This is a genomic window from Collinsella sp. AF28-5AC (assembly GCF_003457875.1).
GTDB lineage: Bacteria > Actinomycetota > Coriobacteriia > Coriobacteriales > Coriobacteriaceae > Collinsella.
Map to the genome: position 1 here is coordinate 129311 of NZ_QRTA01000003.1, position 14746 is coordinate 144056.

Sequence of the window (14746 nt, forward strand, 5' to 3'; positions counted from 1 at the left end):
GGTTTATTTTGGTCGGTTTTATCTGCGGAAACGTCACATCTCCCCCACCAAAAAGCCCGAGTGTCGCTGGGACACCCGGGCTCGTGGAAAGGGGTTAATCCTTATTCGGACTTAAGCGGAAACTGCGGCGGAAGCAGTGTTGGTCTCGTCCTCGTCGGTCCATGCATGCTTGGGCATGGGACGGAAGATCTGGAAGAGCATCGCAACCAGCAGCACGATGGCCACAATCGTCCAGATACCAAACTGTCCAAGAACAAGCAAGTTGTAGAACTGGTTGATGAACAGGCCGATCACCCAAGCGAAGGCGCACTCGTAACCGATGGCGATCGCAGTCCACTTGCCGGAATCCATCTGGTTGCGGATGGTGCCAATGGCAGCAAAGCACGGAGCGCACAGCAGGTTGAAGGCGCCGAAGGCAACGCAAGCGCCCATGGTGGGGAACATGCCGGCAAACGCGGTCCACAGGCTCGGGTCGGTCTCGCCCGCGTCGGCGACGGACAGCAGCGAGCCGGCGGTGGCGACGACGTTCTCCTTGGCGACGAGGCCAGAGACAGTCAGCGCGGTGGCCTGCCAGGTGCTAAAGCCGAGCGGGGCGAAGATCCAAGCGACCAGGTTGCCCAGCATGGCAAGCACGGAGTAGTCCATAAACTCCTCGGGGATGCCGTCCATCGCAGGCAGGAAGCCAAAGGAACCGTTATAGCTACCAAAGTTGGAGAGGAACCAAACGACGACGGTGGACGCAAAGATGACCGTGCCGGCCTTCTTGATAAAGGCCCAGCAGCGCTCCCACACGTGCAGCGCCCAGGAACGGATCGCCGGGAAGTGGTAGGCGGGAAGCTCCATAACGAACGGCGTCGGGCGACCGGCGAAGAGCTTGGTCTTCTTGAGCATGAGGCCCGAGGCGATGACGGCAAAGACGCCCAGGAAGTAGAAGAGCGGGCTGATCCATGCAGCCGTGGTGGAAGAATCGCCAATGATGGAGCCCATGAGCAGGGCGATGATCGGCAGCTTGGCGCCGCAGGGGATGAACGTGGTGGTCATGACCGTCATGCGGCGGTCCTTCTCGTTCTCGATGGTCTTGGTGGCCATGACGCCGGGGACGCCGCAGCCCGAGGACACGAGCATGGGGATGAACGACTTACCGGACAGGCCAAAGCGGCGGAACACGCGGTCCATGATGAAGGCGACGCGGGCCATGTAGCCGCAGTCCTCCAGGAAGGACAGCATCACGAACAGCAGGAACATCTGCGGCACAAAGCCGAAAATGGCGCCCAGGCCGCCAACGATACCGTCGCAGACCAGCGAATCGACCAGGCCACCGTCCTCGGTGCCACCCGCCACAAGGGCGTCGTGCACCACGGTGGTGATACCCGGGACATAGGGGCCGTACTGCGTCGGGTCAACCGAATCGGCGTCGTCGCCCGCAGCCTCGACAGCTGCGTCGTAGGCGTCGCGACCCTGGCCGAGCACATACCAGCCGTCGGTGCCGAAGAGCTGGTCGTTGGTGAAGTCGGTCACCGTGCCGCCCAAGGTAGAAACGGCGATGTAGTACACGCAAAACATGATGACCACAAAGATCGGCAGGCCCAGGATACGGTTGGTAACCACGCGATCGATCTTCTCGGAAGTGCTCATCTTGGCCGGGGCCTTGGTGAGGCACTCATCGATGATGTGCGCGATGACGCCATAGCGCTCACCGGTGATGATGGACTCGGCGTCGTCGTCGCAGTCCTGCTCGCACTGGGCGACCAGCTCCTCCACGCGAGCGGCCTTCTCCTTGGTGAGGTTGATGAGTTTGCAGGCGTCTGCATCACGCTCGAACAGCTTGACGGCGTAATAGCGGCGCTTGTTGGCGGGAACGCTCGCCGGAAGGTTATTCTCGATGTGGTCCAGAACGTCCTCGATGGAGGAGTCGAACTTGTGCTCCGGCACCTGGCCCTTGGAAGCAGCGGACTTCTTGACCTGCTCGAACAGCTCCTTGATGCCCTTGTTCTTAAGAGCCGAAATCATCATGACCGGGCAGCCGAGCTTCTTGGAAAGCTTGTCCGTGTCGATCTTGTCGCCGTTCTTCTCGACCAAATCGGCCATGTTGAGGGCGACGACCACGGGCAGGCCGGTCTCGATGACCTGAAGCGCCAGGTACAGGTTGCGCTCGAGGTTGGTGGCGTCGACAACCTGGACGACCACATCGGGCTCGCCGCTCATGAGGTAATCGCGCGAGCACTGCTCCTCGGGGCTGTAGGGGGAAAGCGAGTAGATGCCGGGGAGGTCCGTGATGGTAACGTTCTTGTCGCTTAGGAGCTTGGCCTCCTTTTTCTCAACCGTGACGCCGGGCCAGTTGCCAACGTAGCCGTTGGCGCCGGTGATCAGGTTGAAAAGCGTGGTCTTGCCGCAGTTGGGGTTACCCGCCAGCGCGACATGGATCTGAGAATCCGCCATTCAATCCTTCTTCCTTGTGTGCCCGCGCTGCTTTCTCCGCACGGGCTGGATAATGTGCTTCAAAGTTGCTGCATTAAGTTAGAAATAACTAACTTTATCTGCAGAAATATACACCGCGAGTCTTTACTGGACCTCGACGACGGCCGCCTCCTCCTTGCGGATGGAAAGCTCGTAGCCGCGCACGTTGATCTCGACCGGATCACCGAGCGGTGCGACCTTCACGACCTTGAACGAAGTGCCCTTGATGAGCCCCAGGTCCATAAGGTGGCGGCGAAGCGCACCCTCACCGTGAAGCTTGACGATGGTGGAGCTCTCGCCCACCTTAACGTCACCCAACGTCTTCATCCTCTTGTCCCCCTTTCGGTTTTTATGAAATGCTACAGACTAACCGACGGTCATGATGTGCATGGCAACCTTGGAATCGATGCCAAAGCGTGCGCCCAGCACCGTGACGATGATATTGGCACCACTCGAGCTCACCACGTGGATTTCGTTGCCCTCGACAAAGCCGAGGTCCTTGAGGTGGTGTTTCATGTCCTCATTGCCCTTTACACGAGACACGCGCACGGTTTCGCCCGCTTTTACCATCGAAAGCGGCATGGCCGGCATCTGCGGTCCGCAAGACATGAGTGGCTCCTAACGTCAGTTCGTCCTCAACATCGACGCGATAAAAGTTAACCACGTCTATGTTCGCTTTAGTAAACTAGCACGTGGTTAACTTTTTGGAAAGGGTCCCCATTCAGATTTCGAAAAAGTTTCCCATACGAAACAAAGGCACCGCAAAGACCATCTCTTTGCAGTGCCTATTGATACCAATTTATGCAACAGAGGGGACTGCCCCTTTGTCACATTGTTGAGGTTAAAGCGAGAGGTTTCTGATCGACGTGACGCAGGAGGCCTCATCCACGCCCGAAACACGGAACACGACGTCTTCGCCACATTCGCCACAGAGTGCCATGAGCCCTATAACGTCGCGACCGTCGGTATGGCGGTCACCGATGCTGACCGACACGTCACTACGATGCTTGGCGATAATGTCATAGAGCAGCGCAACCGGGCGGGCATGCAATCCCAACGGATCTTTAATCGTCTTTGTAAACTCGACCATGTCCCCTCCCACGACATCGTACATTCGGCTGGCAAACCCAGCCATGTGGTAGTTATTGTAGCGTTAGATGCTTGTTGAAGCCCGCCAGAAGGCTCAACCGGAAAGTGCGACCCGTTATTTGGCTGGATTCTGGGACGCAGTTTCCCAAAGGGGCCTGTTTGGGAAACTGCGACCCGTTTTGGACGCAAATTCTGGGACGTAGTTTCCGCGACGCCCAGTCAACCTATACCCTCGCAACCTCGGCGTATAAAAAACGAGGGAAGGCACGCGTCCTTCCCTCGCAACGGGCAATATGTAGTCGCTCGCCTACATCAGGCGCAGGCTGACGTCCTTGAGCTGGGCGCCGGAAACGGCACTCGGGGCGCCCGACATGAGGTCGGAGCCGCTGGCCGTCTTGGGGAACGCCATGACGTCGCGGATGGAGTCAGAGCCGGTGAGCAGCATGCACACGCGGTCCAGGCCCAGAGCGAAACCGCCCATCGGGGGCGCACCAAACTTGAGGGCCTCCATGAGGAAGCCAAACTGCGACTCGGCACGCTCCTCGGTAAAGCCCAGGAGCTTGAGCATGGACATCTGCATCTCGGCGTTGTGGATACGCATACCGCCGCCGCCAGCCTCAAAGCCGTCCATGACAAAGTCGTAGGTGCAAGAACCAGCCGCCAGCGGATCGGCCTCGATCTTGGCGATGTCGGTCTCGGTCGGCAGGGTAAAGGGCTGGTGCTCGGCAGCATAGGCCTTGCGATCCTCGTCCCAATGGAACAGCGGGAAGTTGACGACCCACAGGAAGTCGTGGCCCTCGCGCTTGATCTCGAGCGCGTTGGCCATGTGGGAACGCATGCCGCCCAGGATCTCGTCGGAGAGCAGGCGCGGGCCGGCGGCGAACATCACAAGGTCGCCGGGCTCGACGTCCATGCGCTCGCGCAGAGCCGCCATCTCCTCGTCCGAGAAGAACTTGACGATGGGGCTGTTGATGGAGCCGTCCTCGCGGAAGGCGATCCATGCCAGGCCCTTGGCGCCAAACGTGGAGGCCACGCCGGCGAGCTTATCGATCTTGGCACGTGCCCAGGCACCGGCGCCCTTGGCGTTGATGGCCTTGACGACAGAGCCCTCCTCATTTGCGGCGGTCGCAAAGACCTTGAACTTGGAGTTGGCAAAGATGTCGGTCAGGTCGACCAGGTGCATGCCATAGCGGGTATCGGGCTTGTCGGAGCCATAGGTGTCCATGGCATCCCAGTAGTTCATGCGACGCAGCGGCGTGGGCATCTCGACACCCATGCGACCGAAGGCATCGGCAAGAACCTCTTCGAGCGCGCTCATGACATCGTTCTGGTCCACGAAGGACATCTCGATATCGACCTGGGTGAACTCGGGCTGACGGTCGGCACGCAGGTCCTCGTCGCGGAAGCACTTGGCAACCTGGTAGTAGCGCTCGACGCCACCGACCATGAGCAGCTGCTTCAGGAGCTGCGGGGACTGCGGCAGGGCGTAGAAGTTGCCCGGCTGAATACGGCTGGGAACAATGAAGTCGCGGGCGCCCTCGGGCGTGGACTTGAACAGGGAGGGCGTCTCAACCTCCATGAACTCACGGTTGTGCAGCGCCTCGCGAATGGCAAAGGTGAAGTCGGAGCGCAGCTTGAGGTTGGCCATCATTTCGGGACGACGGAGGTCCAGATAGCGATAGCGCAGGCGGGTGTCCTCGCTGGTCTCGATGCCGTCCTCGATCTGGAACGGCGGGGTGACGGACGTATTGAGTACCTCGGCGTGGTCGGTCAGGACCTCGATCTCGCCGGTCGCGAGCTTGGTGTTGGTGGTCTCCTCGCCACGAGCGCGCACGACGCCGTGGATCTTGATGGGCCACTCGGGACGCATGGTCTCGGCGATCTTAAAGGCATCGCCGTCGGAGTGCTCGGGGTCGAAGGTGAGCTGCGTGATGCCCTCGCGGTCGCGAAGGTCACAGAAGATAAGGCCGCCGTGGTCGCGGCGACGGCTCACCCAACCGGTGAGGGTGACCTCTTCGCCCACGTTCTCGAAGCGAAGCTCGCCGCAGGTACGGGTGTGCATGGAATGCTCATCGATGGGACGGGTCTGGCTCATACCAGTGATCCTCCTTTATGGATCTGTGCCGCCCCGTGTCGTTCCGGGCGGCGTCGTACAGATTTGCCCAGCCTGCGTAAACCGCGCAGCCGGGCATGGCGTTCTATCTTATCGCACCCGCGTCGATGTGCCGCGAAAAAGTAGCTCTTGCCCAAAGACTTGACGGAGACGAAACAATTGACGCGGCCTGGCCGTCGCCCAAGCGCGCGGCGTGCGACAATGTGCCCCAATACAACCGCACTCGGAAAGGCCCGTCATGACCGCACGCCTCATCGTTATGGATATCGACTCCACGCTCATCAACCAGGAGGTCATCGACCTGTTGGGCGAGGAGGCCGGCGTGGGCGAGCAGGTAGCGCAGATCACCGAGCGCGCCATGCGCGGCGAGCTCGACTTTAAGCAGGCGCTCGAGGAACGCGTGGGGCTGCTTGCCGGCTTGGATGAGAGCGTATTCGAGCGCACCTTTGAGCGCGTGACGTTTACCCCCGGCGCGCTGGAGCTTGTGCGCTCGGCACACAGCAAGGGCTGGAAGGTCGGCGTGGTAAGCGGCGGCTTTCACGAAGTCGCCGACAAGATCGTGGCCGCCGCGGGCATCGACTTTTGCCTCGCTAACCGCCTGGAGGTCGTGGACGGCAAGCTCACCGGTAAGCTGGCGGCAGACATCGTGACCAAGGAGTCCAAGCTCATCCAGCTGCTGGATTGGGCGGTTGAGTGCGGTGTCGACATGGCCCACACCGTCGCGATCGGCGACGGCGCCAACGACATCCCCATGATTCAGGCCGCGGGCACGGGCATCGCGTTTTGCGCCAAGCCCAAGACGCGCGAGGCCGCCCCGTTTGCCATCGACGAGCGCAACCTGATGCTCGCCATGGACATCATCCTGCGTGACTAGCCGATCCGTCTAACAATTGAATCAGTCTGTCCTATAGTTTCCGAACAATTTTGTCTTAGTGTTCGGAAACATACCCTTTGAGTGCTAGACTTTGCGCCGTCGAAGGGAACATATATGGATAAGCGAGATCTTGAGCAGCTGCTGAGCGATGTTGCCGGCGGATCAGTCGCCCCTGCCGACGCGCTTACGCGCATCCAGACGGCGCCAACCGCCGATCTGGGTTTTGCGCAGCTCGATCTTTCGCGCGGGGTGCGCCAGGGAGCCGGCGAGGTTGTCTACGGCGCCGGTAAAACCGCCGAGCAGATTGCCGCCATTATCGAAGCGCTGCACGATGCCGGCCAGGAGCGCATCCTGGTCACGCGCCTGGACGCCGAAAAGGCAGACCGCACCTCGGAGCTCCTCGACAACGGCATCGACCTGGGATATGTCCCGGACGCACAGCTCGCCCTCGTGGGAGGCAAGCCCTCCCCTACCGGCAACGGACGCATCGTCGTCGCCTGCGCCGGCACGAGCGACCTGCCCGTCGCCGAGGAAGCCGCATTGACGGCCGAGTTCTATGGCAACGAGGTCGACCGCCTCTACGACGTGGGTGTCGCCGGCCTGCACCGTCTGCTCGCGCATGCCGAGGAACTTGCCCAGGCACAGGTGGTCATCGCCATCGCCGGCATGGAAGGCGCGCTGGCGAGCGTTGTCGGCGGTCTGGTGAGCTGTCCGGTCATCGCCGTTCCCACCAGCGTGGGCTACGGCGCAAGTTTTGGTGGCGTAGCCGCACTGCTCGCCATGCTCAACTCCTGCGCCAGCGGCGTATCGGTCGTCAATATCGACAACGGCTTTGGTGCCGCCTACCAGGCAAGTCTTATCAATCATCTGAGCGCCGGCACACCCTGCGCCCGTTAAGGAGCATTCCATGTCCAACCATCAGCACACGCTTATCATCGACGGCACCTCGGGCATCAGCGGCGACATGACCGTCGCGGCCCTGCTCGACCTGGGCGCCAGCGAGGAGCACCTGCGCGAACAGCTCGCCACACTGCCGGTCGACGGCTTTACGATCGCCGTCACGCGTGCAAACAAGCATGGCATCGACGCCTGTGATTTTGACGTCCAGCTTGCAGAGGAGCTCGAGAACCACGACCACGATATGGCCTGGCTCTACGGCAACGAAGCAGCTGCCGAGCACATGCACGAGCATGAGCACCACCATCATGACCATGACGAGCACGAACACGAGCACTGCCACGAGCATGACCATGAGGGTCACCATCACGCCCACCACCATCACCACCGTTCTTTGGCGGATGTCACCGCCATCATCGATGGCTCACGGCTAAGCGATGGTGCCAAGCGTCGTGCCCTCGCCATTTTTTCCGTACTCGCCGATGCCGAGGCAAAGGCTCACGGCAAAACGCCCGAGACCGTCATGTTCCACGAGGTAGGCGCCGTCGATTCCATCGTCGACGTCTGCTCTGTCGCCATCTGCCTCGATGACCTAGGTATTGAGGACATCGTGGTCGAGTCGCTCTCCGAAGGCCACGGAACCATTCGCTGCGCCCACGGCCTTATGCCCATTCCCGTCCCCGCTGTCGTCAACCTGTGCCAGGCGGGCAATATCGCCCTCACGCCCGCACCGGTCGCTGGCGAGCTCGTGACGCCCACGGGCGCCGCCATCGTCACCGCGCTGCGCACGTCCGAGCACCTGCCGGCACGCTACCACATCGAGGCCGTCGGCTACGGCGCCGGCAAGCGCCCCTACGAGGGTTGCTCTGGCACGCTCCGTTGTCTACTCGTTGACGTGGATGCATAGCCATGGATGCCCGCAAAGAAAAAAGCCGCGCTGCCATCGTTGCAGCGTTCTCCGAGCTGCTACGCGAAGAGGATTACGGCAAGATTACCGTCGGCGACATCATCGCTCGTGCCCACGTAGGCCGCGCGACATTCTACGGCCTCTTTAAGAGCAAAGACGACCTACTGTCCGAGCTCGTGAACGACATCTGCACCCACGCCCTCGACGACGATGGTACGCCGCTCGACGACCCACTCGTGCAAGTCGAGCATATCCTCAACAACCTCTGGGAACGCCGTCAGGGCGTTCGAGCCCTCGTAGCCGGCGCCGGCTCACGCGTCTTCGCCGACTGCCTCCGCAAGACCATCATGTCGCGCGCAGCCGAAACCGTCCCCGTCGACCCCGCAGGCCCCGCCGCCACCATGGACCGCAGCTTCTTACTACACCACATAGCCTCAAGCTTCGTAGGAATGGTCCAATGGTGGGCCTGGCACAACTTCCAAGCAAACAAAGCCGACGTAGCCAAAGACTACCTCTCAGCCATAAAGCCCCTCTTCACCTAAGTAAGAAGCTCATCCCAAATCATCGACCCAACCCAGGCCGCCACGCATCCCAAAGTGTCATTCACACTTCAACGCCCCCAACAGCAACAAGCCCCTCCCATCTATATTCAGATATATATGTTGGGCTGCTTGTTCGAAGGCAACTGGATTCCCGCAGGGTCCGGCATAGGTTAACTTTCCGCCGCATTCCGCAGGACGCAAGAAGCTCCCGCCGCACGAAGTGCGCAGCGGGAGCTTCTTGCATGTCCGAGGACGCGGCGGAAAGTTAACCTATGCCGGACCCGGGCGTTATATCAATTGTCTTGGCCTAGAACATGCCCAAGAAACCATGCACAAACAGCGCGGCCAGAGCGGCACCGACAAACGGAGCGATGCCAGGAACAAGCAGGCCGTACTTCCAGTTGTTGTCAGCCTTGTTCTTAATCGGCAGCACCTGATAGGCCATGCGAGGACCAAGGTCACGGGCCTGGTTCATGGCGAAGCCAGTGATACCTCCCATGCCCATGCCAACAGCCCAAACGATCAGACCGACGCAGATAGCGAGCATCAGGACGTTCTCGCCAGCACGGTTAGCAGCAGCAAGGATGGCGCTGATGAACACAAAGGTGCAGATAGCCTCGCAGAAGAAATTACGGGCATAGTTCGTACCCTCGGTGGTGGGGTTGGTCGAGAAGATGTTGCGCTGAGCAATGGGATCGATGACACCATCGGAAGCCTTGAACTCATCGGCATACATCAACCATGCGATCACGGCACCCGCAAAGCCGCCGAGCATATCGGCAATCATGAAGGGGATGCAGCTGCTCCACGGCACCAGACCGACGATGCACTGGGCAAGCACCATAGCCGGGTTCATGCACACGGCGCCACCAAAGACAAACAGGCAGACCGAGATGCCAAAAGACCAAGTGGTGATGGCAAACATATGGCCGGAGCCCTGATACTTGGTACCCTTAAGCACGGTATCGCAGTGCACGCCCACGCCAAAGATGATCATGAGGGCCGTTGCGCCGAATTCGCAGAGGAGTTTGGTAAGCATAAAACCTTATCTTTCTTGTCGGTTATAAACGATTCGTTTAGGCCGCGTACTAGTGCTGTGCGACGACAACGCCCAGGCCATCGGGAATGACGGCCACCTTGGCATCGGCACCCTTCATCTCAAAGGCGAGCTTGAGCGCCTCATCGAGGGTGTTGACCGGCGTCATGTGCATATCCTTGATCATCTGGTGATCGCACAGGTCGGTGACCATGATCACAGGGTGATGCGCCAGGATGCGGGCAAAGATCTGGCTCGTCCACTGGTCGGGCAGGGTCTCGTCCTTAGGACGGTCGATGCAGGCACGCTCAAACTCCGCCGGATCGTTGTCGGCGATGTTGTGATAGAAGCCCTCGCCACCGTGACCGTCGGCACAGCCGGCGACGTCGATGATCACGCCGCCCTCGGGAAGCGTAGCCTCGGCAGAGCACATGCCCTTCACGGCCTGATAGATGTTCTGGTCGAGCGGGTAGCCGCCGTTGGTGGTAATGGCAATCTCGCACTCGACGGGCTCAACGCCGGCAAGGCTCTTCACGAACTCGCAGCCAGCCTCGTGCGCCTTGTGGATGTCGCCGGCAAAGGAGCCGATGACCTCGTGCTTGCCGTTGAGCACCACGTTGAGCACAAAGGCAAGGTGAGCCATCTCGGCAGCGGCAAACATGTCCTCGCTCACGTGGTTGTGGCACAGGTTGCCGGCACGCGAATGGGAATCGTTCACAAACTGACCGTTGTGGTTGTACATGATGGTCTTGTAGCTGGCGATGCCAGGCAGGACGGACTTGCGGCTACCAGAGAAACCGGCAAAGAAGTGCGGCTCAATAAAGCCCTCGGCAAGCAGCAGATCGCAATCGGCAGCAATCTTGTTGATGATGCACTCGCCGCCAGAAGGCAGGGTGCCGATCTTTTTCATCATGCTGTCATCGGTCGCGACGTGCATAACGATTTCCTCGTTGGCAACGATCTCCTCGCCGTACTTGTTGACGAGTTCCTCATGCGTCGACGGACGATGCATACCCGTAGCAACCAAAATGCGCACGCGAGCCTCGGGCGCAGCGGAATGGATGTGATGCAGCAGAATAGGCATCGTCACACGCGAGGGAACGGGACGCGTATGGTCGGAGCTAATGATGACGATATCCTTCTTGCCAGCACAAAGCTCCTCGAGCGACGGCGAGCCATAAGGGTTGGCAAGCGACTCCCCTACCAGCTCTTCCTGCGATTTCGTGGTCTTAAACTCGTTTTGATGACCTTCCATCACACCCGCGAAGTTCTTATCCTCGAGCTCCAGATGCAACGTCTTGTGGTCAAACGGCAGTTCACATTCAAACAATGACGAGCGCCCTCTTCCTTTTCAACTGACACACTAGATAAACCGTTGGAAGGATACGCCGCTCACCGAAAAACACCACCGTCCACCGACTCATTAACACAACGTTCATATTTGACCCACAACAAAACGGCCGCGACCCCAAACGGGACCGCGGCCGCTACAGTCGTAAGGCGAGAAGCACCACATGCATCTCAATCCCGATCGATAAGGCGCGCGGCGCGAAGCGCCAAACGCGCCGCCGGGACAGACCCCATCCAAAACGCGCGAAGCGCGCCATTAATTCCCCCAGCAGTAATCCACTGAAGACCGGACATCGCAGGGCCCGCCATTAGTTTACTTTTAGGCACACTCCGCAGGACGCAAGAAGCCCTCGCCGCACGAAGTGCGCAGCGAGGGCTTCTTGCATGTCCGAGGACGTGCCTAAAAGTAAACTAATGGCGGGCCCGGACGACTACAGGGCTATCGATTACCCCGTGTTCTGCAGTCCTGCCGAGACGCCGGTCACAGTCGAAAGAATCAGGCTCATGTACTCGGCCTTCTTCTCCTCGGCCATCTCGTCCTGGTTCATACGCACCTCGCGAAGGGCGCGGACCTGGGCGATGGACAGGGCGTCGACGTAGGGGTTACGCACGCGAACGGCGCAGCCGAGCACGCGACGACGCTGCAGCGGCCATTCATCACCGACGATGGCAAGGACCCACTTACGGGTGAGCTGCATCTCGGTAAAGACCTTCTTGGACAGATCATCGCGGTCGCCCAGATGCAGATACATCTTGGCGATGCGCTGATCGGTCTTAGCAATCGACATCTCGATGTTGTCGATAAAGGTGCGGAAGAACGGCCACTCCTGGTAGGCAGCCTTGAGCTGGTCAAGATCGCCCAGCTGCTCGCAGGCGGTGCCCAGACCGTACCAAGCGGCCAGGTTAATGCGCGCCTGGCTCCAGCTGAAGATCCACGGGATGGTACGCAGGTCATCGAGCGACTTGGCGCCCAGACCGCGCTTGGCGGGACGCGAGCCGATCGGCAGCAGACCGACCTCGGTCAGCGGCGTCACGGTCGAGAACCACGGTGTAAAGTCCTCGGTGTTCAGCAGGTCCAGATAGCGTTCGTGGCTTGCAGTGTTGAGCTTCTCGGCCATATCCCAGAACTTCTGCGTGGTCTCGGTGTTGGTCTTCTCGACACTCGGGGCCGACTGCAAAAGCGTTGCGGCGGCAACGGACTCAACATGGCGCTGAGCCAGCGTGCGGTTGCCGTAACGGGCAAAGATGACTTCGCCCTGCTCGGTAAGCTTAAAGAAGCAGTTGACCGAACCCTTGGGCTGCGCCAGCACGGCCTTGTTGGCCGGGCCGCCGCCACGGCCCACGGCACCGCCGCGACCGTGCATGAGCACCAGGTCGATATCGTTCTTCTCTGCCCACTTGGCGATGCGCTCCTGCGCGGAGTGCAGCGCGAGCATGGCCGTGGTAGGACCGGCATCCTTGGAAGAGTCGGAATAGCCCAGCATGACCTCCATGCGGCGGTTGGTCTGGGCAAGGCGCTTTTGCACCACGGGCAGCGTAAGCATCTGATCGAGCACGTCGACGCAGCCCTCGAGGTCCTCGAGCTGCTCGAACAACGGGATCACGTCGAGCTCGGGGACATCCTCCTCGTGTGCAAAGGACAGGTGCGCCAGCTCAAAGACGTCGGCCACATGCTGAGCGCTCTTGGTAAACGAGATGATGTAGCGGTGCGCCATCTTCTTGCCGTAGCGCTTTTGGATGGAGCCGATAGCGCGGAAGGTATCGATGACCTCGCGCGTCATGGGCTGCAGGTCGCCATGGATACCGTTCTCGTGGATATCCTTAAGGGCGCGGGCATGCACCACGGAGTGCTGACGGAACTCCATCTCGACCATATGGAAGCCGAAGGACTCGACCTGCCAGATGATGGTTTGGACCGGGCCGTAGGCAGCACGGACGGCACCGCAGGCGGCCAGCGAACGCTGGACGACGCGCAGGTCATCCAGGAACTCGTCGGCGCTGTGGTACATGGTGTCGGTGATACGACGGACGGTGGCGTTCAGGCGGTCGGCCATGACGAGCATGACGGCGCGATGCGGCTCGTGCTCGGAGATCAGCTCGGCGCGGGCCGTGTAACGAGGGCTCATCTCGACCTGATGGTTCCACAGGTTAATGAGCTCGGCCGACGGCTTGCTGTAGGTAGCCTCGAGCGTGAGGTTGCGGCCGATGTGGCGGCACTTGTCCTCGAGCTTGAGCACCATGTGCGTAAAGTACTTGGCGGCGACCTCACGGCTCACCTTGGCGGTGACGTTGGGGTTACCGTCGCGGTCGGAACCGATCCAGCTGCCGGGATGGAAGAACGCCGGGCACAGCGGCGGCACAGTACCGGCCTTGTCGCCCAGCACCCAATCGTCAAAACGACGATAGATAACGGGGATAACGTCGAACAGCGTGTTATCGAAGATGTCGATGATGGTATCGGCTTCCTCGACCGGCGTGGGCTTCTTGAGCGCGATGGGACTCGTACGCACCAGGGCGTCGATCTCCTGCAGCATATGGCGCTCGTTCTCCACCAGGTCGGAGCCGCCCAGACGCGGACGCTCCTCCAGCAGGTTGGAGATACGGCGGATCTTGCCCTCGACGGCCTTACGACGGGCCTCGGTGGGATGTGCGGTAAAGACAGGGTGGAACTCGAGCTTGTCGAGCAGCTCGTTGGCACCCTCGACACCCAGCTCATTCACCAGCTGGTGATAGGCAACGGTAAGCTCGTTGGCAGGATCGACCTCGGTATCGGTCGACGCACCGGCCTCGCGCTCGCGCAGCTGCGCCACACGGTAGTTCTCCTCCGACAGGTTTGCCAGATGGAAAAAGCTCGTAAAGGCGCGAACGATGACCTGCTGCTTATCGAGCGGCAGGCTGTCGATCAAATCGACGACCTCACGAAATGCCACGGCAGTGGGCTCGTCGGCGGTGGGCACGCCCTGCTCGTCGACGGCTTCGTCGGCAGCGCAGGTACCGGGGTTGCCGGCATTGACCACAATCTCGGCTGTCAAAATCTTGTCGAACAGGTCCGCGATCTCGGGATCATACTCGCTAAGCACACGGCGCTCCAGGCGCAAGAACAGCGCCAGATTGTCGCGCAGCTCCTCGGGGATCTCGATCTCGGCGAGACGCTCCCTGGACTCGGCATTCGAGCCGATTCGGTTAACGAGGCGGTTGACCACGGCAGCGACGCGCGCCGCGGCTTCGGGTACAGACTGGTTGCTTAGGTTCTCAGCCACGTTTCCTCCCATTCCTCCTTCTATGCACGTAACATGCGGTATTCATTATAGGCGCTTGAGAAATACTTTCGACACTGATTGCGCTTTACCACACAAAAGTATTTTCTGCATTGCAAAGGTTTTTGCCCTAAATGGTCGTATTTCTCGGTGGGCGGCATACGTAAACGGGGGCATTCCGCATAAAAGCGAAACACCCCCGTAACAATCGCTCTCCATGAGCA

The 14746-nt window shown here is 60.2% G+C and carries 12 protein-coding genes; 4 read left to right on the top strand and 8 right to left on the bottom strand.

Going from position 1 to position 14746, the window contains the following annotated elements; genetic code table 11:
- Positions 1-111 precede the first annotated feature (111 nt).
- The 5 genes from DWZ01_RS03765 to aspS all read right to left on the bottom strand — a co-directional run bounded on the left by DWZ01_RS03765 (position 112) and on the right by aspS (position 5641).
- Positions 112-2439 (bottom strand): ferrous iron transporter B, encoded by a 2328-nt coding sequence (locus DWZ01_RS03765; RefSeq protein ID WP_117770584.1) that lies wholly within the window; start codon positions 2437-2439, stop codon positions 112-114.
- Positions 2440-2562: 123 nt separating this feature from the next.
- Positions 2563-2784 carry a FeoA family protein gene (locus DWZ01_RS03770; RefSeq protein ID WP_006234774.1) on the bottom strand — a complete coding sequence of 74 codons (222 nt, stop codon included), beginning with the start codon at positions 2782-2784 and terminating at the stop codon, positions 2563-2565.
- A gap of 39 nt (positions 2785-2823) precedes the next feature.
- Positions 2824-3066: a FeoA family protein gene (locus tag DWZ01_RS03775; protein ID WP_022094360.1), complete on the bottom strand. Its 243-nt coding sequence runs from the start codon at positions 3064-3066 to the stop codon at positions 2824-2826.
- A gap of 232 nt (positions 3067-3298) precedes the next feature.
- Complete coding sequence (locus DWZ01_RS03780) at positions 3299-3547, bottom strand: HPr family phosphocarrier protein (protein ID WP_158556992.1); 249 nt, start codon at positions 3545-3547, stop codon at positions 3299-3301.
- Positions 3548-3853: 306 nt separating this feature from the next.
- The gene (gene aspS, locus DWZ01_RS03785; protein WP_055285971.1) at positions 3854-5641 is read right to left on the bottom strand and encodes an aspartate--tRNA ligase; all 1788 of its coding nucleotides are present in this window, start codon (positions 5639-5641) and stop codon (positions 3854-3856) included.
- Between the two features lie 256 nt (positions 5642-5897).
- Here aspS and serB point away from each other — a divergent pair, with 256 nt between their 5' ends.
- From serB to DWZ01_RS03805, 4 genes are all read left to right on the top strand, one after another.
- Entirely contained in the window at positions 5898-6533 is a 636-nt protein-coding gene (gene serB / locus DWZ01_RS03790) for a phosphoserine phosphatase SerB (RefSeq protein WP_117563673.1), read from the top strand.
- A 114-nt stretch (positions 6534-6647) separates the two neighbouring features.
- The gene (gene larB, locus DWZ01_RS03795; RefSeq protein ID WP_117848135.1) at positions 6648-7430 is read left to right on the top strand and encodes a nickel pincer cofactor biosynthesis protein LarB; all 783 of its coding nucleotides are present in this window, start codon (positions 6648-6650) and stop codon (positions 7428-7430) included.
- A 10-nt stretch (positions 7431-7440) separates the two neighbouring features.
- Complete coding sequence (locus DWZ01_RS03800; RefSeq protein ID WP_117770443.1) at positions 7441-8337, top strand: LarC family nickel insertion protein; 897 nt, start codon at positions 7441-7443, stop codon at positions 8335-8337.
- Positions 8338-8339: 2 nt separating this feature from the next.
- Positions 8340-8879: a TetR/AcrR family transcriptional regulator gene (locus DWZ01_RS03805; RefSeq protein ID WP_117770442.1), complete on the top strand. Its 540-nt coding sequence runs from the start codon at positions 8340-8342 to the stop codon at positions 8877-8879.
- 307 nt (positions 8880-9186) lie between these two features.
- On the opposite strand, the gene larD is transcribed toward DWZ01_RS03805, so the two are convergent.
- From larD to DWZ01_RS03820, 3 genes are all read right to left on the bottom strand, one after another.
- Positions 9187-9918 carry a D/L-lactic acid transporter LarD gene (gene larD, locus DWZ01_RS03810; protein ID WP_006234784.1) on the bottom strand — a complete coding sequence of 244 codons (732 nt, stop codon included), beginning with the start codon at positions 9916-9918 and terminating at the stop codon, positions 9187-9189.
- 49 nt (positions 9919-9967) lie between these two features.
- Positions 9968-11245: a nickel-dependent lactate racemase gene (gene larA / locus DWZ01_RS03815; RefSeq protein WP_117770441.1), complete on the bottom strand. Its 1278-nt coding sequence runs from the start codon at positions 11243-11245 to the stop codon at positions 9968-9970.
- Positions 11246-11711: 466 nt separating this feature from the next.
- On the bottom strand, positions 11712-14525 hold the full coding sequence (locus tag DWZ01_RS03820) for a phosphoenolpyruvate carboxylase (protein ID WP_369832481.1): 2814 nt from the start codon (positions 14523-14525) through the stop codon (positions 11712-11714).
- Between the last annotated feature and the right edge of the window lie 221 nt (positions 14526-14746).

Bases quoted from the DNA above. Each gene is read 5' to 3' on its own strand.
- DWZ01_RS03765 (WP_117770584.1), bottom strand. From the start codon at position 2,439: ATGGCGGATTCTCAGATCCATGTCGCGCTGGCGGGTAACCCCAACTGC.
- DWZ01_RS03770 (WP_006234774.1), bottom strand. From the start codon at position 2,784: ATGAAGACGTTGGGTGACGTTAAGGTGGGCGAGAGCTCCACCATCGTC.
- DWZ01_RS03775 (WP_022094360.1), bottom strand. From the start codon at position 3,066: ATGTCTTGCGGACCGCAGATGCCGGCCATGCCGCTTTCGATGGTAAAA.
- DWZ01_RS03780 (WP_158556992.1), bottom strand. From the start codon at position 3,547: ATGGTCGAGTTTACAAAGACGATTAAAGATCCGTTGGGATTGCATGCC.
- aspS (WP_055285971.1), bottom strand. From the start codon at position 5,641: ATGAGCCAGACCCGTCCCATCGATGAGCATTCCATGCACACCCGTACC.
- serB (WP_117563673.1), top strand. From the start codon at position 5,898: ATGACCGCACGCCTCATCGTTATGGATATCGACTCCACGCTCATCAAC.
- larB (WP_117848135.1), top strand. From the start codon at position 6,648: ATGGATAAGCGAGATCTTGAGCAGCTGCTGAGCGATGTTGCCGGCGGA.
- DWZ01_RS03800 (WP_117770443.1), top strand. From the start codon at position 7,441: ATGTCCAACCATCAGCACACGCTTATCATCGACGGCACCTCGGGCATC.
- DWZ01_RS03805 (WP_117770442.1), top strand. From the start codon at position 8,340: ATGGATGCCCGCAAAGAAAAAAGCCGCGCTGCCATCGTTGCAGCGTTC.
- larD (WP_006234784.1), bottom strand. From the start codon at position 9,918: ATGCTTACCAAACTCCTCTGCGAATTCGGCGCAACGGCCCTCATGATC.